Origin of the sequence: Streptomyces sp. NPDC002467 (assembly GCF_042889825.1) — a bacterium.
Taxonomy (GTDB): domain Bacteria; phylum Actinomycetota; class Actinomycetes; order Streptomycetales; family Streptomycetaceae; genus Streptomyces.
This window is the reverse complement of the sequence record NZ_JBIARJ010000012.1, coordinates 201954-227044: the sequence shown is the minus strand read 5'-3', so window position 1 is coordinate 227044 and position 25091 is coordinate 201954. Positions and strand designations below refer to the sequence as shown.

At 73.0% G+C, this 25091-nt stretch carries 20 protein-coding genes; 4 read left to right on the top strand and 16 right to left on the bottom strand.

Annotated features, from left to right (window positions below):
* Window positions 1–103: 103 nt before the first annotated feature.
* The 8 genes from ACFYYJ_RS25075 to rimP all read right to left on the bottom strand — a co-directional run bounded on the left by ACFYYJ_RS25075 (window position 104) and on the right by rimP (window position 10867).
* Window positions 104–3649 (bottom strand): serine protease, encoded by a 3546-nt coding sequence (locus ACFYYJ_RS25075; RefSeq protein WP_389135575.1) that lies wholly within the window; start codon window positions 3647–3649, stop codon window positions 104–106.
* Between the two features lie 219 nt (window positions 3650–3868).
* On the bottom strand, window positions 3869–4774 hold the full coding sequence (gene truB, locus ACFYYJ_RS25070) for a tRNA pseudouridine(55) synthase TruB (RefSeq protein ID WP_385124269.1): 906 nt from the start codon (window positions 4772–4774) through the stop codon (window positions 3869–3871).
* Window positions 4771–5217 (bottom strand): 30S ribosome-binding factor RbfA, encoded by a 447-nt coding sequence (gene rbfA, locus ACFYYJ_RS25065; protein WP_384748910.1) that lies wholly within the window; start codon window positions 5215–5217, stop codon window positions 4771–4773. Before rbfA ends, truB begins: the two co-directional genes overlap by 4 nt.
* 28 nt (window positions 5218–5245) lie before the next feature.
* Complete coding sequence (locus ACFYYJ_RS25060) at window positions 5246–5539, bottom strand: DUF503 domain-containing protein (RefSeq protein ID WP_030651158.1); 294 nt, start codon at window positions 5537–5539, stop codon at window positions 5246–5248.
* Window positions 5540–5680: 141 nt separating this feature from the next.
* Window positions 5681–8794: a translation initiation factor IF-2 gene (gene infB, locus ACFYYJ_RS25055; RefSeq protein ID WP_385124274.1), complete on the bottom strand. Its 3114-nt coding sequence runs from the start codon at window positions 8792–8794 to the stop codon at window positions 5681–5683.
* Window positions 8795–8941: 147 nt separating this feature from the next.
* Complete coding sequence (locus ACFYYJ_RS25050; RefSeq protein WP_389135570.1) at window positions 8942–9229, bottom strand: YlxR family protein; 288 nt, start codon at window positions 9227–9229, stop codon at window positions 8942–8944.
* A 109-nt stretch (window positions 9230–9338) separates the two neighbouring features.
* Window positions 9339–10367, bottom strand: a complete 1029-nt coding sequence (gene nusA, locus ACFYYJ_RS25045) for a transcription termination factor NusA (RefSeq protein ID WP_385124280.1) — start codon at window positions 10365–10367, stop codon at window positions 9339–9341.
* 2 nt (window positions 10368–10369) lie between these two features.
* The gene (gene rimP / locus ACFYYJ_RS25040; RefSeq protein ID WP_385124283.1) at window positions 10370–10867 is read right to left on the bottom strand and encodes a ribosome maturation factor RimP; all 498 of its coding nucleotides are present in this window, start codon (window positions 10865–10867) and stop codon (window positions 10370–10372) included.
* 157 nt (window positions 10868–11024) lie between these two features.
* Between rimP and ACFYYJ_RS25035 the strand changes: the two genes are divergently transcribed.
* The 4 genes from ACFYYJ_RS25035 to ACFYYJ_RS25020 all read left to right on the top strand — a co-directional run bounded on the left by ACFYYJ_RS25035 (window position 11025) and on the right by ACFYYJ_RS25020 (window position 13972).
* A complete protein-coding gene (locus ACFYYJ_RS25035) occupies window positions 11025–11570 on the top strand; it encodes a hypothetical protein (protein ID WP_385124286.1) in 546 nt (181 codons plus the stop codon).
* Window positions 11567–12025: a ferritin-like domain-containing protein gene (locus ACFYYJ_RS25030; RefSeq protein WP_385124289.1), complete on the top strand. Its 459-nt coding sequence runs from the start codon at window positions 11567–11569 to the stop codon at window positions 12023–12025. Before ACFYYJ_RS25035 ends, ACFYYJ_RS25030 begins: the two co-directional genes overlap by 4 nt.
* Window positions 12026–12041: 16 nt before the next feature.
* The gene (locus ACFYYJ_RS25025; protein ID WP_389135566.1) at window positions 12042–12944 is read left to right on the top strand and encodes an aminoglycoside phosphotransferase family protein; all 903 of its coding nucleotides are present in this window, start codon (window positions 12042–12044) and stop codon (window positions 12942–12944) included.
* 86 nt (window positions 12945–13030) lie between these two features.
* Entirely contained in the window at window positions 13031–13972 is a 942-nt protein-coding gene (locus tag ACFYYJ_RS25020) for a slipin family protein (RefSeq protein WP_389135564.1), read from the top strand.
* 108 nt (window positions 13973–14080) lie between these two features.
* Here the strand turns inward: ACFYYJ_RS25020 and ACFYYJ_RS25015 are convergent, their stop codons facing one another.
* From ACFYYJ_RS25015 to ACFYYJ_RS24980, 8 genes are all read right to left on the bottom strand, one after another.
* Window positions 14081–15787, bottom strand: coding sequence for a proline--tRNA ligase (locus tag ACFYYJ_RS25015; RefSeq protein ID WP_389135562.1), 1707 nt, complete (start codon window positions 15785–15787; stop codon window positions 14081–14083).
* A 53-nt stretch (window positions 15788–15840) separates the two neighbouring features.
* Window positions 15841–16383 carry a GNAT family N-acetyltransferase gene (locus ACFYYJ_RS25010; protein WP_385124300.1) on the bottom strand — a complete coding sequence of 181 codons (543 nt, stop codon included), beginning with the start codon at window positions 16381–16383 and terminating at the stop codon, window positions 15841–15843.
* Between the two features lie 65 nt (window positions 16384–16448).
* A complete protein-coding gene (locus tag ACFYYJ_RS25005) occupies window positions 16449–17291 on the bottom strand; it encodes a GNAT family N-acetyltransferase (RefSeq protein WP_389135602.1) in 843 nt (280 codons plus the stop codon).
* 160 nt (window positions 17292–17451) lie between these two features.
* Window positions 17452–18609, bottom strand: coding sequence for a flavodoxin-dependent (E)-4-hydroxy-3-methylbut-2-enyl-diphosphate synthase (gene ispG / locus ACFYYJ_RS25000; RefSeq protein WP_384579979.1), 1158 nt, complete (start codon window positions 18607–18609; stop codon window positions 17452–17454).
* A 176-nt stretch (window positions 18610–18785) separates the two neighbouring features.
* A complete protein-coding gene (locus ACFYYJ_RS24995) occupies window positions 18786–20087 on the bottom strand; it encodes a M50 family metallopeptidase (protein WP_389135558.1) in 1302 nt (433 codons plus the stop codon).
* The gene (gene dxr, locus ACFYYJ_RS24990) at window positions 20084–21337 is read right to left on the bottom strand and encodes a 1-deoxy-D-xylulose-5-phosphate reductoisomerase (RefSeq protein WP_385124305.1); all 1254 of its coding nucleotides are present in this window, start codon (window positions 21335–21337) and stop codon (window positions 20084–20086) included. The genes ACFYYJ_RS24995 and dxr overlap by 4 nt, the downstream gene beginning before the upstream one ends.
* Window positions 21338–21357: 20 nt before the next feature.
* Entirely contained in the window at window positions 21358–22692 is a 1335-nt protein-coding gene (locus tag ACFYYJ_RS24985) for a hypothetical protein (RefSeq protein WP_389135555.1), read from the bottom strand.
* Window positions 22693–22767: 75 nt separating this feature from the next.
* On the bottom strand, window positions 22768–24720 hold the full coding sequence (locus ACFYYJ_RS24980; protein WP_389135553.1) for an acyl-CoA dehydrogenase family protein: 1953 nt from the start codon (window positions 24718–24720) through the stop codon (window positions 22768–22770).
* Window positions 24721–25091: the final 371 nt, after the last annotated feature.

Below are 25091 nucleotides of genomic sequence, written 5' to 3'. Positions count from 1 at the left end.
TTTAGGCCTTGTATTTGAATGCCGATTGCAGGTCTAAGACTGCCATGCCGCCGCCCGGTGCCGAGCATCGGCGTCCGAGCGCGACAACTGCCGTGTCAGATCGTCACGTCACATCGTGCGCGGCCCGGCTGAGGGTCTCCACCGTCCGCCGCGCGCTCGGCCCCAGCAAGGCCGCCGCCTCCGCGCCCGCCTGGGCCAGCCAGCGGGCGACGAGCGCCCCGAACGCCGGTGCGGTCCGGGCCAGCTCCACCGTCCGCCGTTCGAAGACCGCCGCCCCTCCGGGGGCCCGCAGCAACTGCCGCCCGGTACGGCGCAGCAGCTCCCGCGTACGGTCCTCCGGGCGGACGGCGGCCCCGGCCGCGAGGGAACCGAGGAAGGCGTCGAGCACCAGCGGGTCGGTCTCCTCGCGCAGCAGTACGTCGGCCAACTCGCGCCGCAGCGCGTACGCGGGCTCCTCCCCGCCCGGCGCGGCCAGTACGGCGGCCAGCTCGCACCGCACCCCGGCCGGCGAGCCGCGCAGCAGGTCCAGCACCAGCGGGCGTACCACGGGGCCGGCGGCCGGTCCCTGCTCCAGGCGCAGGCCCACGAAGGCGGCGGCGTGCGGCGCGTCCTCGGGTCGGCGCGCCAGGTGCTCCCGTACGAGCTCGGCGGCGCGGCGGGCCAGCCCCGGCGTGGTCAGCGCGGCCAGGGCCCGCACCACCTCCCCGTCGGCGCGGGCCCGCAGGGCGGCGAACACCGCGTCCGGGTCGGGCAGCACGGGCAGGGCCGCGACCAGCGCGGAGGCGGGCAGCCGGGTGCCGTGCTCCGGGTCGCGGAAGCAGGCGAGGGCCTCGGGCAGGTAGCGGCCGCGGGTCTGCGGGTCGCGGAGCAGGGTGGCCAGCGCGCTGCCGTGCAGGGCGGCGTCGGCGGGGCGGGCGAGCAGCGCCTGGGCGGCGTGGCGCAGCAGCTCGCGGTCGGCGGGGGTGCGGACGTGGGGGGCGGTGGCGAGCCCGTACGCGGCGGCCGCGACCCGGCGCCCGGGCCGTTCGTCGTGGGCCCAGCGGTCCACGGCCCGGCACATGGCGGAGGGCTCCTCCTCGGCGAGCACGGCGAGGAGTTCGTCGGCGCGGGGGTGCGCGGCGGCGACGAGCCGCTCGGTCAGGTCGTCGAGGGCGAGCCGGCGGTGGGTGTGCAGCAGGGCCTGCGCCGCGCCGGCGACGGTGGCGCCGGGGCGGCCTCGCAGGCGGCGGGCGTCGCCGAACCAGGCGCAGAGCAGCGGCTGCACGGTCTGGGGGTCGCGGGCGAGGCGGCGGGCGGCGGCGTCGAGGTAGCGGTCGCCGGGGACCGCCTCGGCGGGGTCGGCGGGCAGCAGGCGGCGCAGCAGGTCGAGCCGCTCGGGCTCGGGCAGCCGCAGCCGGTTCCAGAACCACCCGCCGAACTCGCCGGGCCCGGTGCGGGCCACGTGCTCGGCGAGGGCGTGCAGGACCGGGAGGTGCGGGTGGGCGTCGGCGGCGGTCAGGAGGGCCTCCCGGAGCAGCCGGGCCGCCCACCAGGCGGGGTCGGGTTCGTTCGGTGAGGTCTCCGCGAAGGTGTTCAGGGCTTGGACCAGGCGGGTGAGCTCGGTGCGGAGTCGGTCCGGGGGGAGCCTGCGCAGGGCCTCCAGGACGGGGCCGATGCGGTGCCGGGGTACGGGCGGGCCGGATGCGGAGGGGGCGTGGACGAGCGAGCGGACGGCCGCCGGGACGTCCAGGTGGCAGCCCTGGAGCCAGTCCGACAGCTCCTCGTGGGCGAAGCGGTAGCCGGGCCCGGCGGGCACCAGGAGCCCCTCGGTGAGCACGGCGGAGGCCCAGCCGGTGCGCCACGGGAACAGCTCCTCGAACGAGGCCCGGTCCAGCTGCCCCTGCCCGGGCCCCAGGCAGCGGCGGGCGGCCTCGTGGACCCGGCCGGCCACGCGGGCCGCGAGCCGCCTGACCCCGGGGCCGTGGACTCCGCCGCCGGGTCCGGGCGACCCGCCGGCCGCGGCGGCGATCCGGACGGCCGCCCGCAGGGCCACCAGGTCCAGGTGGGCGGCGAAGACCTCGTCGCGGCCGGGCCGCCCGGCGGTCACCTCGGCGGCGCGGACGCCGGCGAGGAGGCGCAGGGTGAGCGGGTGGCGGGCATCGGCCTCCCGGACCGCTTCGGCCGGGAGGCCGAGACGGGCCCGCGCGGCCTCGGCCTCGGCGGGGGTGAGGTCGCCGAGCGGGAGCGCGGCCGGCAGGCGGCGGGCCGGGCGGGTGGGGGTGTGCAGTGCCTCGGGCGGGTAGAGCGCGCCGGCCCGCTCCCAGTACTCGGGCCGCGCCGCGACCACGAGGCGGGTGCCGGTGCCCCGGAGCCAGGCGGCGGTGGCCCCGGTCCAGGGGGCGAGGCGGTGCGCGAGCTCGGGCGGCATCTCCTCGGGCGCGTCGAGCACGACGAGCAGCCCGCGCCCGGCGGCCGCGGCGACGCGGGCCACGTCCTCGGCGATCCCGCTCGCCCGCGCCACCCGGGCGGGGGCCGGAGCTCCGCCAGGGCCGGCGAGCGGCGGCGCGCAGGCCGCGTCCGGGCTTCCGCCGGCGCCCGGCAACTGCGACGCTCGGGCCGGACCCGCAGCTCCGCCTGGGCCCAGCGGCTCCGCCGCCCAGGCCGCCTCCGGGGTTCCGACGGGGACGGGCGCGCGCCGGGGCACCTCCTCCGGCGTCGAACCCGCGGCGGCAGCGGACATGTACGAGGGGGTTGCGTTCGACGCCGTGCGGGGGCGCCCCACCGCACACCCGTCCCCGTCGGAACCGGGCGTCGCGATGATGCGGGCCGCGGCTTCCAGCGCACGGATGACGGCGGTGGACAGGTCGGGGTCCTGGGCGTGGAGGTCCGCGCCGCGGAGCCAGAGGGTCGGGGACGGGTGGGGGCCTCGGGAGCGGCGCGCCGCGAGGGCGGCCAGGGCCGTGGTGCGGCCCGTGCCCGGGTGTCCGATCAGGGCCAGGACCGGTGCGTCGGCCGTCGTGAAGGCGTCCAGGTCCGCTGCGACGGCCGGCCGATCCACCGGGACGGGATCGAGGTCGCCCAGGACGCAGCCCAGGGTGGTGCCCGTCAGTTCCAGGGCTCCGGCCAGGTTCAGGTCCGCGCCGTACGCCGGTACCGTCGCCGCGTTGCGGTCCAGCAGCTCGGCCAGGGTGGGGTCGGCCGCGGCCGCCGCGCGCAGCGGCACCGCGCCGCCGCCCGACAGGACCGCCAGCACCGCTCCGGTCTCCGCGTCGACGACCGGGCCTCCGCAGGCCTCCCCGCCCATGCGCAGGGCGTCCCGTCCGTCGGTGCCGATCGCCAGGTCCACGCTCAGGGCATCCGCCCCCAGCACCCGTGCCTGGCGCCAGCCCCGCGCGGGCACCCGTACGTAGGTGCCCTGGGGGATCGCGTCACGCATCGTCACCGGCAGGGGCCGTACCCCGAGCCCGTCCGCCCGTACGAGCGCGACCTCGGCCCCCGCCAAGGCCGTGACGTCGGCCAGGCAGCTCCGCCCGGCCGGTCCGTGCAGGAGCACCCTGGTCAGCCCGTGGACGGCCTCGTGACTGGTGACCACCGTGCCGCGGTCGTCGGCGACGAAACCGCTGCCGCGCGGCTGCCCGGCCGGATCGCAGATTGTGACGAGCTCCGCCATGGCCGCACCACTCCCCCGCAACTGCCCGTTGTCAGGAACGGTAGGCAGGTGAAGATCAGCACGAAAAGCACGCGAGGCGAAAGCGCCCCCTTACGCTCCCTCCATTCACTCCGAGCGCCTGCTCGGACGGGTGAATAGCGGGGTCCGGGTGGATAGAGACCTACCCGAGGGGGGTCGTGGAGCGGTGAGCGTCGGATGATCGGCGCTCACCGCTCCACGTCAGACGAAGACCGCGAGGGACTTGGCCTTGCCGCCCTTGCTCTCGACGAGCCCGAGGAGCGTTCCCTCCGGTCCGAAGACCGCGACCGTCTGGCCGGCGGCGTAGGCGTCCGGCATCTCGATCCGCACGCCGTTGGCGAGCAGCGAGGCCCGCCGTGCGTCCAGGTCCCAGCGCGGGAAGGCCGCGGCGGCCGCCTCGCCGATCGGCATGACGGTCAGCTCCTCCTGGAGCTGGTCCAGCGTCCGCGCCCGGTCGAGCTTGTACGGGCCGACGCGGGTGCGCCGCAGCGCGGTCAGGTGGCCGCCGACGCCGAGGTCGGCGCCGAGGTCCCGGGCCAGGGCGCGGATGTACGTACCGCTGGAGCAGACGACGGAGACGACGAGGTCGACGACCTTGGTACCGTCCTCGGCCTCGGCCTCGCGCATGTCGTACACCTGGAAGGAGGAGATCGTGACCGGTCGGGCCGGGATCTCGAATTCCTCGCCGTCGCGGGCGCGCTTGTAGGACCGCACGCCCTTGATCTTGATGGCGCTGACCTTGGACGGGACCTGCATGATCTCGCCGGTGAGCTTGGCGATGCCCGCGTCCACGCCCTCCCGGGTGACCCCGGAGGCGTCCGCGGAGGAGGTGATCTCGCCCTCGGCGTCGTCCGTCAGGGTGTACTGGCCCAGACGGATCGTCCCGAGGTACTCCTTCTCGGTGAGCGCGAGGTGGCCGAGGAGCTTGGTGGCCTTCTCGACACCGAGGACGAGGACGCCCGTCGCCATCGGGTCCAGCGTGCCTGCGTGGCCGACGCGGCGGGTCTTGGCCATCCCGCGCATCTTGGCGACCACGTCGTGCGAAGTGAAGCCGGACGGCTTGTCGACGATGACAAGGCCGTCCGGCGTCTTTCCTGCGTTGCTCATTCGGCGGCTGCGTCCTCGTCGTCGCCCGGCTTCTTGTACGGATCGGCGTCGCCGGCGTACTGGGCGCCGGAGGAGACCTCGCGCACCTGGGCGTCGGAGGCGCGCGCCTTGTCGAGGAGGTCCTCGATGGTCTTGGCGGTCTCCGGGAGGGCGTCCGCCACGAAGGTCAGGGTGGGCGTGAACTTGGTGCCCGCCGCCCGACCGACCGCGGAGCGCAGTACGCCCTTGGCGCTCTCCAGGCCCGCTGCCGCGCTGGCCCGGTCCTCGTCGTCGCCGTAGACCGTGTAGAAGACCGTGGCCTCCCGCAGATCGCCGGTGACGCGGGTGTCCGTGATGGTCACGTGCGTGCCGAGGCGGGGGTCCTTGACGCCGCGCTGCAGCTTCTCGGCCACCACCTCCCGGATGAGGTCCGCCAGCTTCTTCGCCCGCGCATTGTCGGCCACTGGTCCGTCTCCTTCTTATGTCTTGCTATCAGTCTTCATCACCGTGGAGGCGCCGTCGTACGGACAGCAGCTCCACTTCCGGACGCGCCGCGACCAGCCGCTCGCAGCGGTCCAGTACGTCCGAGAGGAACCCCGCGTCCCCACTCACCAGAGCGACCCCTATACGGGCCCTGCGGTGCAGGTCCTGATCGCCCACTTCGGCCGCGCTCACGGAGAACTTTCGTTGGAGCTCGGCCACGATGGGCCGGACCACGGAGCGTTTCTCCTTGAGCGAGTGGACGTCGCCGAGGAGCAGATCGAAGGACAGAGTCCCCACGTACATGCAGTTCCGGATATCCCGCCGGTGCGGGTTCGGTGGCCTGCCGGCCGTCGCTCGGCAGGGTCACCAGAACCGTACACGCAACGGCCGGGGCCGATCGACGGATATTCCGTCGACCGGCCCCGGTGTCAAACCGCCTGGCGCTTACGCGCGGGGCTTCTCGCGCATCTCGTACGTCGCGATGACGTCGTCGATCTTGATGTCGTTGTAGCTGCCGAGGTTGATACCGCCCTCGAAGCCTTCGCGAATCTCGGTGACGTCGTCCTTGAAGCGGCGCAGACCGGAGATGGTGAGGTTCTCCGCGATGACCTTGCCATCGCGCAGGAGCCGCGCCTTGGTGTTGCGCTTGACCTCGCCGGACCGGATGAGGACACCGGCGATGTTGCCCAGCTTGGACGAACGGAAGACCTCGCGGACCTCCGCCGTACCGAGCTCGACCTCTTCGTACTCGGGCTTGAGGAGACCCTTCAGGGCCGCCTCGATCTCCTCGATGGCCTGGTAGATCACCGAGTAGTAGCGGACGTCGACGCCTTCGCGGTCCGCCATCTGCGCGGCACGGCCGACAGCGCGGACGTTGTAGCCGATGACGATGGCGTCGGAGCCCATCGCCAGCGAGATGTCCGACTCGGTGACCGCACCCACACCGCGGTGCAGGACGCGGATGTCGACCTCTTCGCCGACGTCGAGCTGGAGCAGCGAGGACTCGAGGGCCTCGACCGCACCGGACGAGTCGCCCTTGATGATGAGGTTGAGTTCCTGGACCAGACCGGCCTTGAGGACCGAGTCGAGGTCTTCCAGGGACACCCGGCGGACGCGCTTGGCGAAGTTGGCGTTGCGCTCGCGCGCAGCACGCTTCTCGGCGATCTGACGGGCGGTGCGGTCCTCGTCGACGACGAGGAAGTTGTCGCCGGCGCCGGGGACGTTGGTGAGACCCAGGACCAGGACGGGGGTCGCGGGACCCGCTTCCTCGATGTTGTTGCCCTTGTCGTCGAGCATGGCGCGCACGCGGCCGTAGGCGTCGCCCACGACCATCGTGTCGCCGACGCGGAGGGTACCGCGCTGGACGAGGACGGTGGCGACGGCACCGCGGCCACGGTCGAGGTGGGACTCGATCGCAATACCCTGAGCGTCCTGCTCCGGGTTGGCGCGCAGGTCGAGCGAGGCGTCGGCGGTGAGGACGACGGCCTCCAGCAGGGAGTCGATGTGCAGACCCTGCTTGGCGGAGATGTCGACGAACATCGTGTCGCCGCCGTACTCCTCGGCGACCAGACCGAACTCGGTGAGCTGACCGCGCACCTTGACCGGGTCGGCACCCTCGACGTCGATCTTGTTGACCGCGACGACGATCGGGACGCCGGCGGCCTTGGCGTGGTTCAGCGCCTCGATCGTCTGCGGCATGACGCCGTCGTTGGCCGCGACCACGAGGATCGCGATGTCGGTCGACTTCGCACCACGGGCACGCATGGCGGTGAACGCCTCGTGACCCGGGGTGTCGATGAAGGTGATCTTGCGGTCTTCACCGTTGACCTCGGTGCCCACCTGGTAGGCGCCGATGCCCTGGGTGATGCCACCGGCCTCGCCCGCGACGACGTTCGTCTTGCGGATGGCGTCGAGGAGGCGGGTCTTACCGTGGTCGACGTGACCCATGACGGTGACGACCGGCGGACGCGGCACGAGGAATTCCTCGCCGCCCTCGTCCTCGCCGAACTCGATGTCGAAGCCCTCGAGGAGCTCGCGGTCCTCTTCCTCCGGGCTGACGATCTGAACGACGTAGTTCATCTCGTCCGCGAGGAGCTGGAGGGTCTCGTCGGACACGGACTGCGTGGCCGTGACCATCTCGCCGAGGTTCATCATCACGGCGACGAGCGACGCCGGGTTGGCGTTGATCTTCTCCGCGAAGTCGGTGAGGGAGGCACCGCGCGACAGGCGCACGGTCTCGCCGCCACCGCGCGGCAGCATCACGCCGCCGACCGACGGGGCCTGCATGGCCTCGTACTCCTGGCGACGCTGGCGCTTGGACTTGCGACCACGACGGGCCGGACCACCGGGACGGCCGAAGGCGCCCTGCGTGCCACCACGGGCACCGGGACCACCGGGACGACCACCGAAGCCGGGACGACCGCCGCCACCGGCACCGGCCGGGCCGCCACCGAAGCCGCCGCCACCCGGACGGGGGCCGCCGAAGCCGCCACCCGCGGGACGGGAGCCCGGACCGGCCGGACGGCCGGCGAAGCCGCCGCCACCGGGACGACCGGCGCCACCGGGACGCGGGCCACCGGCACCGGGACCACGGCCACCGGGGCCGCCACCGGGACGGGGACCGGGACCACCGGCAGCGGGACGCTGCGGCATCATGCCCGGGTTCGGACGGTTACCGCCGGGAGCACCACCGGGACGCGGGGCGCCGCCCTGCGGACGGGGCATGCCGCCCGGGGTCGGACGGGCGCCGCCGGGACCCTGCGGACGCGGAGCGCCGCCGGGACCACCCTGCGGGCGGGGAGCACCCTGGCCGCCACCGGCGCCGGGAGCACCGGGACGCGGGGCGCCGGCCGGACGGGGCGCCTGCGGGCGCGCCATGCCGGTGGAGCCGCCGGAGGTGAAGGGGTTGTTGCCCGGACGGGGACCGGCCGGACGGGCGCCACCGGGGCGCGGAGCCTGGGCGCCGCCCGCGGGGCGGGGAGCCTGGGCACCGGGAGTGGCACCGGCCGGGCGCGGGGCGCCGGGACGGGCACCGGACTGGCCCGGGCCGGCCGGACGCTGCTGCGTCGGACGGGGACCGGGGGCCGCGGCGGGACGCTCGGTGCGCGCCGGGGCGGCCGGGGCCGCCGGAGGCGCGGAGAACTCGGTCGCCACGGGAGCCGCCGGAGCGGGCTTCGGGGCGGCCGGAGCCTTCGGGCCGGGACGCGGGCCGGGGGCGGCCGGGGTCACCGGTGCGGGCGCCGCGGGGGCCGGAGCCTCCGCCGCGACCGGCTTGGGGGCCGGTGCGCCGGGCTTCGGCGCAGCGGGACGGGCGGGACCCGGAGTCGGAGCCCCGGGCTTGGCGGGGGCAGCCTTGCGGGGCGCACCCGGCTTCGCAGCGGACTTGCCGGCGTTGCCGCCGGGGCCCTGCAGTGCGTCGGTCAACTTGCGCACAACCGGCGCCTCGATCGTCGAGGACGCCGAACGGACGAACTCACCGAGTTCCTGGAGCTTGGCCATGACGACCTTGCTCTCAACTCCGAACTCCTTGGCGAGTTCGTATACCCGGACCTTAGCCACTTCGCTCCTTTTAGGTCCGGGTTACGCCGGACCGTCGCTACTTCATGGGCGTACTCATCGCGTACTCATCGAGTGCTCATCGCAATCTCGACCTACTTCCAACTCGCGAGGTACCTGACCGCACGGGGCTCCGTGCCGTACTACTTCTTACGGTGTGACCACGGCCTCACCGGCCATGGCTTTGTGCAGCTCCGCCGTGTCGAGCGCCCCGGTGGACCTGAGGGCCCGGGGGAACGCGCGGCGGCGGATCGCCTGGTCGAGGCAGACCACGACCGGGTGCACGTAGGCACCCCGGCCGGGCAGCGTACCGCGCTGATCGGGGACGCATTCGTCTCCGATCGCCACGATGCGCAGCAGATCGCTCTTGGCCGCTCGCTCCCGACACCCCACACAGGTGCGTTCGGGGCATGCGCGGGCTTGCGTCCGGCCAGACACGCCTAAGTCTACCTCCCCGTACCGACCTCACCCCTTCAGGCGAAAAATCGAACGGACGTTGTCGTGTTATTCCCTGTCTACCGTCCGGGAAGCCCCGGCGGGTACCGGTTTATTCCCCGTCGCGGACCCGGTCCCGGTCCGCGTCGCGGTCGGCGTCACGGTCCGGCTCGGTGTCCGGGCGGATGTCGATGCGCCAGCCGGTGAGGCGCGCGGCGAGGCGGGCGTTCTGGCCCTCCTTGCCGATGGCCAGCGACAGCTGGTAGTCGGGAACGGTCACCCGCGCGGAGCGGGAGTCCCAGTCGACGACCTCGACCTTGCTCACCCGGGCGGGTGACAGCGCGTTCGCGACCATCTCCGCCGGGTCGTCCGACCAGTCGACGATGTCGATCTTCTCGCCGTGGAGCTCGGCCATCACGTTGCGCACGCGGCTGCCCATCGGGCCGATGCAGGCGCCCTTCGGGTTCAGGCCCGAGCGGGTGGAGCGCACGGCGATCTTGGTGCGGTGACCGGCCTCGCGGGCGATCGCCGAGATCTCGACGCTGCCGTCGGCGATCTCCGGGACCTCCAGCGAGAAGAGCTTCTTCACCAGGTTGGGGTGGGTGCGCGAGAGGGTCACGGACGGACCGCGGACGCCCTTCGCCACCCGCACGACGTACGCCTTCAGGCGCAGACCGTGCGTGTACTCCTCGCCGGGCACCTGCTCCTGCACCGGCAGGATGGCCTCCAGCTTGCCGATGTCGACGAGGACGTTCTTGGGGTCCTTGCCCTGCTGCACGACGCCGGTGATGACGTCGCCCTCACGGCCGGCGAACTCGCCGAAGGTCAGGTCGTCCTCTGCGTCGCGCAGACGCTGGAGGATCACCTGCTTGGCGGTCGTCGCGGCGATCCGGCCGAAGTCCGACGGAGTGTCGTCGAACTCCTTCGGCTCCTGCCCCTCTTCGAGGTCCCTCGGGTCTTCCGTCGCCCACACGACCACGTGACCGTTGGTGCGGTCCAGCACGACGCGGGCGCGGCGGAAGCTCCCCTCGGTCCGGTGGTACGCGATGAGGAGGGCCGACTCGATCGCCTCGACGAGCAGGTCGAAGGAGATCTCCTTCTCCCGGACCAGACCCCGCAGGGCACTCATGTCGATGTCCACGGCTACGCCTCCTCTTCCTTCTTGTCCTTGCGGTTGAACTCGATCTCGACACGCGCCTTGGCGATGTCGGTGAAAGCAATGCGGCGGGCGGTCGCCTTGCGGCCCTTCACGCCCGGGACCTCGAGGTCCATTCCCTCGTCGTCCACGTCGAGGATGCGGGCGATCAGTTCCCCGCCCTCGACGAGCTGGAACTTCACGAGGCGTTCGATCGCCCGTACGTAGTGACGGTGCTCGGTCAGCGGGCGGTCCGCGCCCGGGGAGCTCACTTCGAGGACGTACTCGTCCTCGCCCATCACATCGGATTCGTCGAGCTTGTCGGAGACCTCACGGCTCAGCTCGGCGCACGCGTCCAGCTCCACGCCCTCGTCGGAGTCCACGATGATCCGCAGCATCCGGCGCTTGCCCGCCTTGGACATCTCGATCTCCTCGAGGTCCAGGCCCTTGGCGGCGACGAGCGGCTCCAGCAGTCCGCGCAGCCTGTCGCTCTGGGTGGTGCTCATCCGGGTGACTCCTCGGCCGCGTGTGCTGTTGTGGTTTCCGTCGTGCGTCAGGTCAAAGGGTATCCGGTCGCGGAGGGTGTTGCCGTCCGCCCTGTGGACAGGGCCCCGGGTACCGTGATCACACCCTGCCCCGCCCATCACCCCCGAGGACGTCCCCGTGCCCTGGACCTTGCCTTTCAGGCCCTCGCGAAGGAGCCTGCTCGCCGGCGCCGCCGGTGCGGCGGGCGCCGCGCTGCTCACCGGGTGCTCCGGCGGCCCCTCCCCCGAGGAGGAAGCACGGATTCCACTCGAACGGCGGATGCGGGAAGCGGCCGTTCGTGAGAGCGAGCGACTGCTGGAACGTTACGACGCCACGCGCGCGGCCCACCCCGCCCTCGACGCGCAGCTCGCTCCGCTGCGCGCCGCCGTCGCCGCGCACGCGGCGGCCCTCGCCCCGGCCCCCGCGGGCTCCCGTTCCCCCCGCCCCGCCTCCCCGTCCGGCCCCGTGGGCGCCGCCGCTCCCACGGGCAGCGCCGAGCCGGTGCCGCCGAAGCCCGCCGATGCCCTGACCGCCCTCGCCGACGCGGAGCGCAAGCTGTCCGAGGCCCGCATCATCGACCTCGCCGGAGCCCCCGGGGAGCTGGCGCGGCTGCTCGCCTCGCTGGCCGCCTGCGGAGCCGTCCACGTCCACCTGCTGACCTCGAACCCCGGAGCCGCGTCGTGAGCGACGGTCCCTCCCCCGAGGGGAACCCCCTGCCGGCCGCCCAGGCCGCCCTCGCCGCCGAGCACGCGGCGGCGTACGGCTACGGCGTCATCGGCGCGCGCAGCACCGGTGCCCGCGCGACCCAGGCCCGGGAGGCCTACGGCGGCCACCTCGCGCGCCGCGACTCGCTCGCCCGTACCGTGCGGGAGCTGGGCGGCACACCGCGGGCGGCGGAGGCCGCGTACACCCTGCCCTTCGAGGTGCGCACGCCCGCCGACGCCGAGCGGCTGGCGGCCGAGATCGAGGACCGCGTGGCCGGCGCCTACTCCGATCTGGTGCGTGCCTCGCAGGGCAAACTGCGCCGCGAGGCGGCCGACGCGCTGAGCGCCGCGGCCGTGCGCGCGGCACGCTGGCGCGGTGTCGGCGTAGCCTTCCCTGGGCTCCCGGAACGATCGGATCGAGCCAAGCAAAGCTGAAAGGGACCACGCACGCATGGCTTTCGAACCGCCGCAGCGGCTTGTGAGGGCGCTCGGCGAGATGCCGCAGACGGAGCGGGACGCGACGTGGCTGGGGCAGTTGCCCGGGCTCACCGCGGTCGCGCTGTCCCGGCGCGGGCTGCAGTCCCAGCGGGTGCAGGCCCCGGGCGGCCGGAGCAGTCTGGTCGTCCTCGTCCGGTACTCCGACGGGACCCCGGCCGCACTGAAGATGGCGCCCCCGTACGCCCGCCCCGACCTGGAACTGGCCGCGCTGGCGCACTGGGGCGGCTTCGGGGCCGTACGGGTGCTCGACACGCGGTACCACGAGGAGGACGGGGCGCTGCTGCTGGAGCGGCTGCACGCGGAGGTCTCGCTGCGGTCGCTGCCCGAGGCGAAGGCGCTGTTGGAGGCCGGCGGCACGCTGCGCCGACTGTGGGTCACCCCTCCCGCCGGGCACGGATTCGAGTCGGTGGCGTCGCGCACGAAGCGGCAGTCCGAGGCGCTGCGGGCGGCTCCGCCGGAGGTCCGGGCGCTGGCGGACACCGCGCTCGCGGTGCGCGAGGAGCTCGTCGCCGTCCCCCCGGAGGAGCTGCTGCTGCACGGCAACTTCCGCCAGGGCAAGGTCCTGGCGGGCGACCGGGCGCCGTGGCTGACGGTGGGTCCCGAGCCGCTGATCGGCGAGCGGGCGTACGACCTGGCGCGGCTGGCCCGGGACCGGCTGGAGGACCAGGTGGCCTCCTCCACGGGCGCGGCGGGTGCCCGCCGGCGCGTGCAGCGGCTGGCGGACGCCCTGGAGGTGGACCGGGAGCGGCTGCGGGGCTGGACCCTGTTCCGCGCCGTGGAATCGGGCAACCGCGCGCTGGCCGCCGGGCGGCGCCGGGACGCGGAGCAGCTGCTGGAGTTCGCGGCCTGGTTGTAGGGCATACCGTGAATAGGTAGGCATGTCCGGTATCTGACATGCGTCAGGCGACATGCGTTCTGCGGTATGCACAGCAGGGGGCCGTCATGGTCGAACAGCTGCTGACGGCGGCGATCGCCGCCGGTGTGGGCATCGTGGTCTACATGGGCGCGGCGGCCCGCGTGGTGAAGCAGTACGAGCGGGGCTTGGTCTTCCGCTTCGGCCGGCTGCGCGACGGGATACGGCCGCCCGGCTTCGCGGCGATCGTTCCCGGGATCGATCGCATGCGGAAGGTGAACATGCAGATCGTGACCCTCCCGGTGCCGGCGCAGGAGGGCATCACGCGGGACAACGTCACGGTGCGGGTGGACGCGGTCGTGTACTTCAAGGTCGTCGACCCGGCCAGCGCGATCGTGGCCGTGGAGGACTACCGCTTCGCCGTCTCGCAGATGGCGCAGACCTCGCTGCGGTCGATCATCGGCAAGTCCGACCTGGACGACCTGCTCTCCAACCGGGAGATGCTGAACCAGGGCCTGGAGCTGATGATCGACAGTCCGGCGGTGGGCTGGGGCGTGCAGATCGACCGGGTCGAGATCAAGGACGTGTCCCTGCCGGAGTCGATGAAGCGGTCGATGGCACGGCAGGCGGAGGCGGACCGGGAGCGGCGGGCGCGCGTGATCAACGCGGACGCGGAGCTCCAGGCCTCGCACAAGCTCGCCGAGGCGGCGGCGGTGATGTCGGACCAGCCGGCGGCGCTGCAGTTGCGGCTGCTGCAGACGGTGGTGGCGGTGGCGGCGGAGAAGAACTCCACGCTGGTGCTCCCGTTCCCGGTGGAGCTGCTCCGCTTCCTGGAACGCGCGACGCCTGCGGAGGCGGTCCCGGTGCCCCCGGAATCGGCGCCGCCGGTCCCGCCGCTCGCCCCTACGGACACCGCCGTGCCCCCGGGACTGCCGCCCGTGCCGGACCCGCCTCCGGCGCCGCCGGCCGGGGCCGTGGACGACGCGCCGTCCGGGACCGGGACCGTGAACGGGTCCGCGCGGCCGGGGTAGCCGCTGCGCGGGGCCGGTCCCCTACCCGCCCTTCCACCGTTCCCCGGGGCTCCGCCCCGGACCCCGGTCCTCGAACGCCGGACGGGCTGAAACTCAGCCCCGCCGGGGCTACGTCAGGCGGGACAGGGCCTCCTGGAGGGGGAGTTCCTCCCGGGTGCCCGTGCGGCGGTTCTGGAGTTCGACCACCGACTCCGCCGCCCGGCGGCCCGCCACCAGGATCCACGGGACCCCGATCAGCTCCGCGTCGGTGAGCTTCACCCCCGGCGAGAGCCCCGCGCGGTCGTCCAGGAGGACCCGCAGGCCGGCCCCCGCCAGGGCCTCCGCGGCCGAGGCGGCCAGTTCCTGCTGGGCCGCCTTGCCCGCGGCCACCACGTGGACATCGGCCGGGGCCACCTCCGCCGGCCAGCACAGCCCGCGCTCGTCCGCCGACTGCTCGGCCAGCGCCGCCACCGCCCGGGAGACTCCGATGCCGTACGAGCCCATGGTGACCCGTACCGGCTTGCCCTCCCGCCCCAGGACGTCGAGCCCGAACGCGTCCGCGTACTTGCGGCCGAGCTGGAAGATGTGGCCGATCTCGATGGCCCGGTCGAGCCGCAGCCCGGCCCCGCAGTTCGGGCAGGGGTCGCCCGGTTCCACGACCACCACGTCGAGGTACTGGTCGACCTCGAAGTCGCGGCCGCAGACCACGTTCCGGGTGTGGGTGTCGACCCGGTTGGCGCCGGTGACCCACGAGGTGCCCGGCGCCACCCGCGGGTCGGCGAGGTAGCGGACCTTGTCCAGGCCCTGTGGGCCGACGTAGCCGCGTACGAGGTCGGGGCGGTCGGCGAAGTCCTCCGCCGTCACGAGCTCGACGACGGCCGGCGCCAAGTGCTCGCCCAGCTTGCCGAGGTCCACCTCGCGGTCACCCGGCACGCCGACGGCCACGATCTCGCCGTCGACCTTCACCAGGAGGTTCTTCAGCGTCGCCGAGGCGGGCACGTCCAGCCGGGCCGCCAGGGTCTCGATCGTCGGGGTGTCGGGGGTGTCCACGTCCTCCGGTGCGGGGTGCTCCACGGCGACCGGGGTCAGGGCGAAGGTGACGGCCTCCGTGTTCGCCGCGTAGTCGCAGGACGGGCAGTCCACGAAGGTGTCCTCGCCCGCCGCCGCGGGGGCCAGGAACTCCTCGGACGCCGAGCCCCCCATCGCGCCGGACACCGCCGACACGATCCGGTGGTCCAGGCCGAGGCGGGTGAAGATGCGGACGTACGCCTCGCGGTGCAGCCGGTAGGACTCCGCCAAGCCCTCGTCGGAGACGTCGAAGGAGTACGAGTCCTTCATCTGGAACTCGCGGCCGCGCAGCACGCCGGAGCGGGGCCGCGCCTCGTCCCGGTACTTGGTCTGGATCTGGTAGAGCATGACCGGCAGGTCCTTGTACGAGGTGCACTGGTCCTTGACGACCAGGGTGAAGATCTCCTCGTGGGTGGGGCCGAGCAGGTAGTCGGCGCCCTTGCGGTCCCGGAGGCGGAACAGCAGGTCCCCGTACTCCGACCAGCGGCCGCTGACCTCGTAGGGCTCCTTGGGCAGCAGCGCGGGGAGCAGCACCTCCTGGGCGCCGATCGCGTCCATCTCCTCGCGGACGACGCGCGAGACGTTGTCCAGCACCCGCTTGCCGAGCGGCAGCCAGGTCCACACGCCGGCCGAGCTGCGCCGGACGTAGCCGGCGCGGACCAGCAGCCGGTGGCTGAGGGTCTCGGCGTCGGCCGGGTCCTCGCGGAGGGTCTTGGCCATGAGACGGGACATGCGCTGCACGGGGGGCGTGCCGTGGTGTGTGGACATGTGCGGAGGCTACCGGGGGGCGCGCGGGGCCCGGAAACCCGTTTTCCCCGTGCTCAGGGCCTGCGCAGCGGCAGTTCCGCGCCCATGACGGCGTACGGGAGGCTCGCGCTCGGGAAGAGGACCTGACGGGCGAGGTCCCGGTAGCCGAGGGCCCGGTAGAGGCCCCGGGCGGGGCTCTCGGTGTCGATGGCGGAGAGGATCGAGCGCGGCTCTTCGGCGCTGTCGGTGATGCGGGTGATCAGCTCGCGGCCGACGCCGTGGCCCTGGAAGCCGGGGTGGACGTGCAGTTCGGTGATGACGAAGGAGCCGTCGAGCCAGGCCTCGTGGCCGCCGGCCCGCAAGTAGGGCTCGACGATTCCGGACCACCAGTGGCGGCGGTCGTTCGGCATCCCGTAGACGAATCCGGTGAGCGCGCCGTCCTCGGTGAACGCGCCGAGCGCGCGGGCTCCCGGGCAGGTCATGTGGCGCTGGACGATGTAGCGCCGGATGCCGACCTCCTCCTCGCTGAGGCCGAAGGCGACGGCCTGCACGCGCAGGGCCTCGTCCACGCGGGCGGCGAGGTCGAGGGGGCCGATGCGGAGTCCGGAAGGCAGCATGCGGCTGACCTTACTGCGCGGTTCCGGCGTGCCGGTATGCCAGGCCCCGTTCGGAGCCGGGGCGTTCAGAAGAGCACGCTCATGAACGCGCCGACCTCGCGGAAGCCGACGCGCCGGTACGCGGCCCTCGCCGCGGTGTTGAAGTCGTTGACGTACAGGCTGACCACGGGTGCGACGTCGCGCAGCGCGTAGTCGACGACGGCGGCCATGCCGGCCTCGGAGTGGCCGCGGCCGCGGAATTCGGGGGCCACCCACACGCCCTGGATCTGGCAGGCCTTGGCGGTGGCGGCGCCGATCTCCGCCTTGAAGACGACCTTGCCGTCCTCGACGCGGGCGAAGGAGCGGCCGGTGCCGACGAGCTCGGCGACGCGGGCCTGGTAGAGCAGTCCGCCATCGCCGGCCATCGGGGAGATGCCGACCTCCTCGGTGAACATGGCGACGCAGGCGGGCATGATCAGCTCCATCTCGTCCTTGCGGATCCGGCGGACCCGGGGGTCGGGGGCGACCGTCGTGGAGGAGTGCTCGATGATCATGAGCGGCTGGTGGGAGCGGACCTCGCGGGCCGGACCCCAGCTGGGCTCCAGGAGCTTCCACAGCAGCCGGGTGGGTTCGGCGGGGCCGACGATGGAGGAGCAGCGGCGGCCGGTGCGGCGGGCCCGGTCGGCGAAGGCGCGCACGGCGTCGGGTACGGCGCACACCGGGACCAGGTTGGCGCCCGCGTAGCAGAGGGAGCGGAGCTCTCCGTCGGCGTACCAGCCCCACATCTCGCCGCCCAGGCGCCAGGGGTCGAGGCCGGCGACCTGGACCCGGGAGGTGACGAAGGCGTTCTCGACCGGCTCGCGTCCGAGGACTTCGAGCGCGGCGTCGAGATCACTGGGGTCAAGGACCCTTGTGGTGGTCTGCGTCAACACGGGGGCCTCACGGTACAAGTCTGCTGATCTCCGCACTGTACCCGGCGGGGCCGGAGGATGCCCGGCCGGCGGGTCACGAAAAGGCCCCGGCCCCGCCCGCGAGCTGCGGTAACGGGGCCGGGGCCGATGCCTTGGAGGGCCGGGTGCCGGGCCTGGATCAGACGCCGATGGCGACGGTGGGCTCGCCGCTCATCACGCCGTCCTTCTCCATCTGCTCGGCGATCTTCATCGCCTCTTCGATGAGGGTCTCCACGATCTTCGACTCGGGGACGGTCTTGATGACCTCGCCCTTCACGAAGATCTGGCCCTTGCCGTTGCCGGAGGCGACGCCGAGGTCGGCCTCGCGGGCCTCGCCGGGGCCGTTGACGACGCAGCCCATGACCGCGACGCGCAGCGGGACCTCCATGCCCTCCAGGCCCGCCGTGACCTCCTCGGCCAGCTTGTAGACGTCGACCTGGGCGCGGCCGCAGGAGGGGCAGGAGACGATCTCCAGGCGGCGCGGCTTGAGGTTCAGCGACTCCAGGATCTGGATGCCGACCTTGATCTCCTCCACCGGCGGGGCCGACAGGGAGACGCGGATCGTGTCGCCGATGCCCTCGGAGAGCAGCGCGCCGAAGGCGACGGCGGACTTGATGGTGCCCTGGAAGGCGGGGCCGGCCTCGGTGACGCCGAGGTGCAGCGGGTACTCGCACTGGGCGGCCAGCTGGCGGTAGGCGTTGACCATGACGACCGGGTCGTTGTGCTTGACCGAGATCTTGATGTCGCTGAAGCCGTGCTCCTCGAAGAGGGAGGCCTCCCACAGCGCGGACTCGACCAGCGCCTCGGGGGTGGCCTTGCCGTACTTCTTCAGCAGTCGGGCGTCGAGGGAGCCCGCGTTGACGCCGATCCGGATCGGGGTGCCCGCGTCCTTGGCGGCCCGCGCGATCTCCTTGACCTTGTCGTCGAACTGCTTGATGTTGCCGGGGTTCACGCGGACGGCGGCGCAGCCGGCGTCGATCGCGGCGAACACGTACTTCGGCTGGAAGTGGATGTCGGCGATGACCGGGATGTTCGACTTCTTCGCGATCACGGCGAGCGCGTCGGCGTCGTCCTGCGTCGGGCAGGCGACACGGACGATGTCGCAGCCGGAGGCGGTCAGCTCGGCGATCTGCTGCAGGGTGGCGCCGATGTCGGAGGTACGCGTCGTGGTCATCGACTGCACCGAGATGGGTGCGTCGCCGCCGACGGCCACGGAACCGACCTGGATCTTGCGGCTGACCCTGCGGTCGGCAAGCTTCGTCGGCACGGCCGGCATTCCGAGAGAGATGGCAGTCATCTGCTGTGCAACCCCAAGGTGTGGATCATGGTCCCGAATTCGGCGGGCTCCAGGCTCCGAGATTACGGCAATCCCCGCGTGCCCCTCGCATCCGAGGGGGGTGCGCCACCCGAACGTAGGGAGCCGGGCACGATCCGTGCCCGGCTCTCCTGTCGGTGGGGTATCGACCCCGGCCGCTAGGTGATCTTGATCGGGTTCACCACGTCGGCGACCATCACCAGCAGCGTGAAGCAGATGAACACGCCGGCCACCACGTAGGCGACGGGCATCAGCTTCGCGACGTCGAACGGGCCCGGGTCGGGGCGCCGGAAGATCCGCGCCAGGTTGCGGCGGAACGACTCCCACAGGGCTCCCGCGATGTGCCCGCCGTCCAGCGGGAGCAGCGGGAGCATGTTGAACAGGAACAGCGAGAGGTTGAAGCCGGCCAGCAGGTTGAGGAAGAAGACGAGCTGGTGCTGGGCGGGGATGTCGAGGGTGAAGATCTCCCCGCTGACCCGGGCCGCGCCGACGACGCCCATCGGGCTGTCCTGCTTGCGCTCGGCGCCGTTGAAGGCCGCGTTCCACAGGTCCGGGACCTTGGACGGCAGCTGGACCAGCGACTGCACGCCGGCCTGCATCATCTCGCCCATGCGGTCGACGGACTGGCCGAAGGACTGCTGGACGTAGCCGGGGGCGGGGGTGAAGCCGAGGAAGCCCGCGGTGACGTACTGGTCCTTGACGTACTTGCCGCTGCCATCCGTCTTGGCGACCTTGTTCTCGATCAGGGTGGCCTTGAGGTCCACGCGCTGACCGGCCCGCTCCACCGTGATGGTCGCGGGGCCGACGGTGGCCCGGATGTCCTTCTGCAGGGCGGACCAGTCCTCGACCCGTCGCCCGTTGAAGGCGACGATCTTGTCGCCCGCCTTCAGGCCCGCGGCCTTGGCGGGGGCGGCCGGGTCGCCGGGGGCGCACTTGTCGCGCTTCTCGCTCTGCTGGATGACGCAGTCCGAGACGGTCTGGACCGAGGTGGTCTGCGTGTTCAGTCCGAAGGTCATCAGGGTGGTGACGAAGATCGCCACGGCCAGGACCAGGTTCATGAACGGTCCGGCGAACATCACGATCACGCGCTTCCACGGCTTGCGCGTGTAGAAGAGCCTGCTCTCGTCGCCGGGCTGGAGCTCCTCGTACGCGGCCGAGCGCGCGTCCTCGATCATCGACCGGAACGGCGAGGTGGACCGGGCGGTCACCTTGCCGTCCTCGCCGGGCGGGAACATCCCGATCATGCGGATGTAGCCGCCCATCGGGATGGCCTTGATCCCGTACTCGGTCTCGCCCTTCATCCGCGACCAGACGGTCGGGCCGAAGCCGACCATGTACTGCGGCACGCGGATGCCGAAGAGCTTGGCCGTGGAGAGGTGCCCCAGCTCGTGCCAGGCGATGGACACCAGCAGGCCGAACGCGAAGATCGCGACCCCGAGCACCGTCATCAGAACTGTCATGCGCGCGCCTCCGCGGCGGCCCGAGCCGCCATCTCCCGCGCCCGGGCCCTGGCCCAGGCCTCTGCTTCAAGGACGTCCTCGACGGTCAGGGAGGTTCCCGACGCCGGCGTCCCGTGCTCACCTACCACGGCAGAGACCGTATCCATGATTGCTGTGAACGGCAGCCGGCCGGCCAGGAAAGCCTCGACGCACTCCTCGTTGGCCGCGTTGAACACGGCCGGGGCGGTGCCGCCGAGGGTCCCGACGTGCCGGGCCAGCCCCACCGAGGGGAAGGCCTCGGTGTCCAGGGGGAAGAACTCCCAGGTGGACGCCTTGGTCCAGTCGAAGGCGGGAGCGGCGTCCGGGATCCGCTGGGGCCAGCCGAGGCCGATCGCGATGGGCCCGCGCATGTCCGGCGGGGTGGCCTGGGCGAGCGTGGAGCCGTCCGTGAACTCCACCATCGAGTGGACGTAGGACTGCGGGTGGACGACGACCTCGATGCGGTCGAAGGGGATGTCGTAGAGCAGGTGCGCCTCGATGACCTCCAGCCCCTTGTTGACGAGGGTCGCCGAGTTGACGGTGATGACCGGGCCCATCGCCCACGTGGGGTGGGCCAGGGCGTCCTCGACGGTGACGGCGGCCAGCTCGGCGCGGGTGCGGCCGCGGAAGGGCCCGCCGGAGGCAGTGACCACGAGCTTGCGGACGTCGGCCCGGGTACCGGCGGCGAGGGCCTGGAAGAGGGCCGCGTGCTCGGAGTCCACGGGGATGATCTGGCCGGGCTTCGCGAGGGCCTTGACCAGCGGGCCGCCGACGATCAGCGACTCCTTGTTGGCGAGGGCCAGCGTCCGGCCCGCGCGCAGCGCGGCGAGGGTGGGCGCGAGGCCGATGGAACCGGTGATGCCGTTGAGGACGGTGTGGCACTCGGAGGCGGCGAGCTCGGTCGCGGCGTCGGGCCCGGCCAGGATCTCGGGCAGCGGCTCTCCGGCCCCGTACTGGGCGTTCAGCGCCTCCTTGAGGGCCGGTACGACGTCCTCGCGGGCGACGGCGACCTTCTCGACCCGCAGCCGGCGGGCCTGCTCGGCCAGCAGTGCGACCCGCCCGCCGGCGGCGGACAGCGCGGTCACGCGGAACCGGTCGGGGTTGCGCAGGGCCAGGTCGATGGCCTGGGTGCCGATGGAGCCGGTGGACCCGAGGATGACGATGTCCCGGCGGCCGGCCGCGGGGTCGAAGAGGAGGTGCGGGTCGGCGAGGGGGGCTGGGCTGTCGCTCATGCCCCCATTGTTGCCGCAACTCACGACGGCTTGGACACGGAGTCCCCCTGGACGACGGCGGCGAGGAGCTCGGGCAGGGTCCCGGCGAACTCGGGGAGCGAGCGGGCCGCGCGCCACCAGGTGTCCGTGTCCGCTCCGAGTGCGGCGTCGAACAGCCGGTCCGCCTCCGCCCGGGCGGCGAGGACCGCCTGGTGCCGGTCGTGGCGGTCGGGGTAGTCGGTGTCCCCCAGCCAGTGGTCCTCGTCCAGGGCCCAGGCTGCGGGGGCCTTGTGCCGGATCACGTCGTCGCCGGTGAGCACGCCGCGGTCGAGGCAGGCGCGGACCCACCGGATGTCCTCGTAGAGGTCGCCCATGGCGTTGGGCACCGCGAGGCTGGCGAGGGCCAGCTCGCGGTTCACGGTGTCGTTCGGCCACCACGGTGAGCCGGGGGCGAGGGAGTCGACGGCCTGGGTGAGCCCCGGGACCGCGGGCGCGGGGCCGCGCCCGGGCACGGCGACGGTCCCGGCGGCGATCTCGGCGGCCAGCTCCGGCAGGGTGCCGGTGAACCCGGGGGCGTGCCGCTTCAGCTCCGCCCACAGACGCGGGTCATCGCCCAGCGCCGGGCGCAGCACCCGCATCAGGGCGGAGCGCATGCCGGCCCACTCGGCCAGGTTCCAGGCGAAGCGGCCGATGGCGTGGGCCCGCCCCAGCAGCAGGGTCCGGTGTGCCGGTGCCGCGGCCGCCGCGAGCTCGTCGAAGGTCAGCATCCCCGTGCGCACGGCGCGCACGGCGGGGCGGTGCCAAGAGGGCCCGTACGCCTCCTGCGCACGCGTGTCGAGCAGCGCGAGGCAGACCCGCCGGTCCAGCCCCGCCACCAGCATCAGGGCCTCCACCGAGCCGGGCGGCAGCGGGGCCCGGGCGTGCTCGCGCAGCAGGACCTCCGGGTCGAGTTCGTACGGCAGGGCCAGCACGTCGAGCGGGATCCGCGGCCGGCGGCTGCCGTGCCGGCGCAGCAGGACGATGAGGTCCTCGCCGGCCAGCGGCACCCGGAGCGGGCGGCCGAGCTCGGCGCGGAAGGTGGCGAGCAGTTCCGGGGAGGGGCCGGGGCGGCGCGCGTACCGGGCGGGGCCGGGCAGACCGGGCAGCGGGCGGCCCCGCACGTGCGGGTTGCGGGCGATGGTGCGGCGGTCCTCTTCGGTGCCGTCGCGCAGCAGGAGCGTGACGACGGGGGCCGGGAGGATTTCGTCGCGGCTCAGGTAACGGCGGGTGGACGCGTCGAGGCGGGCGAGCAGGTTCGCCGCGACGGTGTCCGGTGCGTGGCGCAGGAGCAGTGCCACGCACCAGGCCAGCCGCCTGCTCTGTCTGTCGACGTCCACATGCATCCGATTCCCCGTCGCCGCTCCGGTACGCCTTTCCGCGTGCGGAGATGATCTCAGTCGACGGGCCGGGGGTCAGCGGATGGGGCGGTGAACGTTCGGGTGCGGGGAGGGGCCGGGGGTGGCGTCCGCGATCCAGGGGCCGTCGCCGGAGGGGTCGATGATCCCTTCTTCGAGCCAGGCGTAGGTGCCGGTCAGGACGCCCGCGACGACCTTGTGGTCGAGGTCGTCGGTGTTGGACCAGAGGCGTCCGAAGAGTTCCTCGACGCGGAGCCGGGACTGCTCGCAGAAGGCGTCGGCGAGCTGGTAGGCCTCGCGACCGTGGTCTCCCGTGGCGCGCAGGTGCTCGGCGCGGACGCAGGCCGCGCTCATCGCGAAGAGTTCGGCGCCGATGTCGACGACGCGGCCGAGGAAGCCCTGTTTGGTCTCCATGCGGCCCTGCCAGCGGGACATGGCGTAGAAGGTGGAGCGGGCGAGTTTGCGGGCGCCGCGTTCGACGTAGCGCAGGTGGGTGGCGAGGTCGGGGTGGCCGGCGGGGTGGAAGGCCCGGTAGGTGCCGGGGACCTGGCCGGCGCCGGTGGCGAGCTTGGGCAGCCAGCGGGCGTAGAACCCGGCGGCGCGGGCGCCCGCCTTCGCCTTGTCGCCGAGGGCCTTCTCCGGGTCGATGAGGTCGCCCGCGACCGAAAGGTGGGCGTCGACGGCCTCGCGGGCGATCAGCAGGTGCATGATCTCCGTCGAGCCCTCGAAGATCCGGTTGATGCGCAGGTCGCGGAGCATCTGTTCGGCCGGGACGGCCCGCTCTCCGCGGGCGGCCAGGGATTCGGCGGTCTCGAAGCCGCGGCCGCCGCGGATCTGGACGAGTTCGTCGGCCATCAGGCAGGCCATCTCGGAGCCGTAGAGCTTGGCGAGGGCGGCCTCGATGCGGATGTCGTTGCGGTCCTCGTCCGCCATCTGGGAGGCGAGGTCGACGACCGCTTCCAGGGCGAAGGTGGTGGCGGCGATGAAGGAGATCTTGGCGCCGACGGCCTCGTGGTTCGCGACGGGGCGGCCCCACTGCTCGCGTACGCCGGCCCACTCGCGGGCGATCTTCAGACACCACTTGCCGGCGCCGACGCACATCGCGGGCAGCGAGAGCCGACCGGTGTTCAGCGTGGTCAGGGCGATCTTGAGGCCGGCGCCCTCGGCTCCGATGCGCTGGTCGGCGGGGACCCTCACCTGGTGGAAGCGGGTGACGCCGTTCTCCAGGCCGCGCAGGCCCATGAAGGCGTTGCGGTGTTCGACGGTGATGCCGGGCGAATCGGCCTCGACGACGAAGGCGGTGATGCCGCCGCGGTGGTTCTCGCTCTTCGGCACCCGGGCCATCACGACGAGCAGGTCGGCGACGACCCCGTTGGTGGTCCACAGCTTCACGCCGTCGAGGACGTACGCGTCGTCCCCGTCGGGCACGGCCGTGGTGGCCAGCCGGGCCGGGTCGGAGCCGACGTCCGGTTCGGTGAGCAGGAAGGCGCTGATGGCGGTGGTGGCGCAGCGCGGCAGGTAGGCGTCCTTCTGGGCCTGCGTGCCGAACATCTTCAGCGGCTGGGGCACGCCGATCGACTGGTGCGCGGAGAGCAGGGCGCCGATGGCGGGGCTGACGGAGCCGACGAGGGCGAGGGCCTTGTTGTAGTAGACCTGGGTCAGACCGAGGCCGCCGTACTTGGGGTCGATCTTCATGCCGAGCGCGCCGAGCTCCTTGAGCCCGCGCACGGTCTCGTCGGGGATCTTCGCCTCGCGTTCGATGCGCTGCCCGTCGATCTCGTTCTCGCAGAATTCCCTCAGCCGGGCCAGGAAGGCCTCGCCGCGCCGGACGTCCTCGTCGGCGGGGAGCGGGTGGGGATGGATCAGATCGAGGCGGAACCGCCCCAGGAAGAGCTCCTTGGCGAAGCTGGGCTTGCGCCAGTCCTGTTCCCGGGCCGCTTCCGCGACCTGCCGTGCCTCGCGCTCGGTCACCTTGGGCGTTACGGGACGTGCGGGCTGTGTTGCGGACATGAGCGGGCTCACCTCGCCGCGGGAGTCGGTGGAACCGGGCCTACCGGCCGGTACTCCCTGTGAGGCGTACCCGTTTCGCGTGCCGGGGAAAAGCGGCATTGGGCAGAGTGGGGGACCAGGAGGGCGCCGGGAACCTCCCGCGACAGGCCCCGCGAACCGGCGCCGGCCTGCGAAGATCCATGCCCATGGACACCCTGGAACACGAGGAAGCCCGGACTGGCGGAGACGGGCGCGAGGACCTCCTGCACCTGGTACGGAAGGCCGCCCGCCCGGAGCCGGACGGAGGGCGGGTCGAGACCCGCCTCGCCGTGTGCGAGCTGTGCGGTGGCGGTACGGACGAGTTCGAGGTGGCGCTCTGGAGGCCTACTGCG